The 3,075-nt window shown below is 67.6% G+C and carries 4 protein-coding genes; all 4 read right to left on the bottom strand.

What is annotated here, in order from left to right:
• Positions 1–246: 246 nt before the first annotated feature.
• Positions 247–1,038, bottom strand: coding sequence for a hypothetical protein (locus ABZ904_RS50935; RefSeq protein ID WP_361831137.1), 792 nt, complete (start codon positions 1,036–1,038; stop codon positions 247–249).
• A gap of 10 nt (positions 1,039–1,048) precedes the next feature.
• The gene (locus ABZ904_RS50940) at positions 1,049–1,570 is read right to left on the bottom strand and encodes a sigma-70 family RNA polymerase sigma factor (protein ID WP_359408747.1); all 522 of its coding nucleotides are present in this window, start codon (positions 1,568–1,570) and stop codon (positions 1,049–1,051) included.
• 357 nt (positions 1,571–1,927) lie between these two features.
• The gene (locus ABZ904_RS50945) at positions 1,928–2,200 is read right to left on the bottom strand and encodes a hypothetical protein (RefSeq protein ID WP_359408745.1); all 273 of its coding nucleotides are present in this window, start codon (positions 2,198–2,200) and stop codon (positions 1,928–1,930) included.
• Positions 2,201–2,278: 78 nt separating this feature from the next.
• Positions 2,279–2,821 carry a DUF6518 family protein gene (locus ABZ904_RS50950; RefSeq protein ID WP_359408743.1) on the bottom strand — a complete coding sequence of 181 codons (543 nt, stop codon included), beginning with the start codon at positions 2,819–2,821 and terminating at the stop codon, positions 2,279–2,281.
• Between the last annotated feature and the right edge of the window lie 254 nt (positions 2,822–3,075).

Here is a 3,075-nt window from a genome sequence, read left to right on the forward strand (position 1 = left end):
GCAGGCATGACAATCCTTCAGCTCACACGACCTGACGCAACATCGGCAGAACACTCACACCCCAGCCGAGCCGCCTAAACGATCGACGTTGGGCCACGCTGTGTGCTCAGCGCGACCCTCGAAAACTGGAGCCGGATGACGCGGCGGCCGGTGGACTGGGCGATGCGGGTGACGGAGCGGTAGGACTTCCGGGGCTCGACCGGGCGGCCGCTCCATGAGGTCGGAGCGGCCGCCCGTGTCGGCTCCTCAGTCCTTCGGGAAGATGGAGTCGCCGGAGACGGTCCGGGTGGAACCGTTCTTGAGGGTGATGTCGACCTTGCCGGCGCTGCCGGTCGGTTCGTCGGACGGCCACCAGGCGGTGAACCGGCCGTTCTGGATGGTGGCCTCGATGGTGCGGTCGCCGTCGTGCAGGGTCACGGCCTTGACATCGGTTCCCACCGAGCCCACGAGGTAATTGAGGCCGGTGCTCCCTTCGCCATGGCCGCCGGCCGAGTCCACCTCGATCGCGTTTCCGGCGAGCGTCTTGACCGGGTCGATCACCTCGGCCATGCCGTGGCCGGCCTTGTCGGTGAGGCAGTAGGAGATGGTCTTCCCGTCGGTGACGACCACAGAGGTGATCGAGCCGCGCACGTCCAGGTTGGCGTACGAGACCGACGTGCCGGAGTAGTCGCTGCCCAGAGCCTTGACGCACCACTTCTCGGCGGCGGCGGCCTCGGGCGAGGTAGCCGGCAGACGACTCGGGGTGCCGGTCCAGCTCGCGAGTTCCGCCGCGGGCAGGACACCCGAGCCGGGCGCGCTGTGCGAGGCCTGGCCCACGACGGCTACGGCCGCGGCGGCGGTGAGGGCTCCGGCCGCCACCCAGAGCAACGGGCGACGACGGCGAGGCGGGGAGACGGGCTGCGAGGTGGACGCCGCACTGTTCATCACGGTACGCAACAGATGTTCCTTACGGTTGCTTTCGGCTTCGGTCAGTTCGCGGACGGGAGCAGCGTCCAGAGCGGCCAGCAACCGGGGGAGGTTCTTCTCGTGATCGTTCACGTCTCTTCCTTCAGTGCGCCGGAGCCGGAGCGAGGGCGGTCCGGCCGGTCGGGCCGAACAGCTTGGCCAAACGACGTTTGGAGCGGGAGAGCCGCATCGTGTAGGCCGCGCGTGAGCAGCCGAGCACGGTGGCGGCGTCCCGGTCCGTGAGGCCCTCCCAGACATGGAGCGCCAGTACTTCCTGGTCGGCGGCCGACAACCGTCGCCAGGCGGCCACCAGGTCCATCCGCTCCTCGGCCTGGGTCAGACCGTCGTAGCTGTCGTCGCCACCGTTCTCCATGACACGCACCGCGACAGCGGTCTGGCGGCGCTGCCCGCGGTGGGCGTTGAGCATCGCGTTACGCGCGGTGCCGAAGAGCCACGGACGTGGGTCCTCGGGCAGCTCGCTGCGACGACGCCAGGCGGCGAGGAACGTCTCACCGACGATGTCGTCCACGTTCATTGGGTGAGCACGCCGGCGGACGAACCGCAGCACGTCCTCGTAGTGAGCGCGGTAGACATCGGTGAACTCGTCCTCGCTGTCGATGGCCATGGCTTCCTCTCGCTGCTTCCGTCCCTACGTGTCCACCACCGGTGAAGGTGCAACGCGAGAGTTCGAAGAATTTTTGTGCCGGCCCCCAGCAACTCGGACAGGGTACGCGGCAGCCGAACGACAGAGGTCGTCCCAGGTCATCGGGGTCGTCGTCACAGGCCGCCGCAGGTGACAGCCCAGGGCTCGTGACCGGTCTCAGCAGGGATTGACCGTTCTCAGCGGAGATCGTCTACCGCCGGGTGATCACGAACGTGTTCCGCGAAGATCCCGGTCGGGCAGATGAAGGAGGGCCACGGGTGGGACAGCGGTCCATGCGGCAACGACACCGCGGCAGCGCCGGCGACGCTCAGCGGCTGATCACGAACGATCAAGGCCCAGTGCGTCTGGGAGACCCCGGATCCAGGTGGCTCGGTCCGGCTCGTGCGAGGCCACACGCTCCAGCGTCTCGAGGAACCGCCGGCGCTCACCAGCGTCCATTCCGCCCAGCTCAGAAGCGATGCCTTCCAGAGTGCTCAACGCCATGTGCGAGTCGTGCCCCACCTGGCTGAGATCCTCCAAGGTCGCCAACGCCGTCAGAAGGGCCTTGACCACTTCGTCTCCCTGAACCACAGCCTCACCCAGCGTCGACACGACTGATCAGGAGAGGATGCTGTCATCGCGGAGGCGCCCAGGACACCACCGGTGCCAAAGCTCCGTGACTGCTCGGTTTTACCTTTCGCTGCGGCGCCGCCGGTTGATCAGCACCGTGTGTGCGACCAGGACGACACAGGCAGCTACCGCTGCAAGGCATGTAATGGTCCACGCTGTCTCACCCACTGGCCCTTGTACGGAGACCTCGGCTCGCAGCCGCGCCGACGTCTCCACGACGGCCGGCAGCGGGATCATCAGCCGAAAGGGGAGACCGCGCAGTCCACGCTCGCGTGCCAGGTTCCCCGCCGGCCCCAGAATGGGCCCGGCTACCAGAGCGACTGCACCCCATGCGACCGTGGCCGACAAAAGTCCGGCCCAGGTGGTGTGCGTGTGCACCGCGTAGTAGGCAGTGACAGCCGCTGCCAGGGACGCTGCGGCCAGGGCGGCGGACGCGACCCTCGATGCCCAGGCGAGGCCGACACAGAAGGCCAGGGCCGACCAGGGCCATGCCTCGTTCAGGACGAGATACACGGCACGGCCTGCCGTGGAGGCGTTCCTCTCAAGAAGGCGGGTGAGGACTGCGAGTGCCGTACCGGCTGCCAGCGCGGCCGCAGGTGCCAAGATGAAGGAGCGTGATGAGAACACGGCGTTCCACAGAGTCCTTTTCGGTAACCAGGCGTCTGAGCCCCGGCCTCTGCACGGGTCAACGGCCGTCGTCGTGGGTTCACGGCGGCCACTCGCTCAACCCAGCCGGTGAGGTCGCTGGGATGTGAGGCGCTGAGTAGCTGTTGTCGTACCGATCTTGGGGTTTGCCGATCGAATGGGAGTCCCGATTGGGTGGTCGCGGGGTGCTCGGCGCATACGAGCGGGGCCTC

Source organism: Streptomyces sp. NPDC046900, assembly GCF_040644975.1.
Taxonomy (GTDB): domain Bacteria; phylum Actinomycetota; class Actinomycetes; order Streptomycetales; family Streptomycetaceae; genus Streptomyces.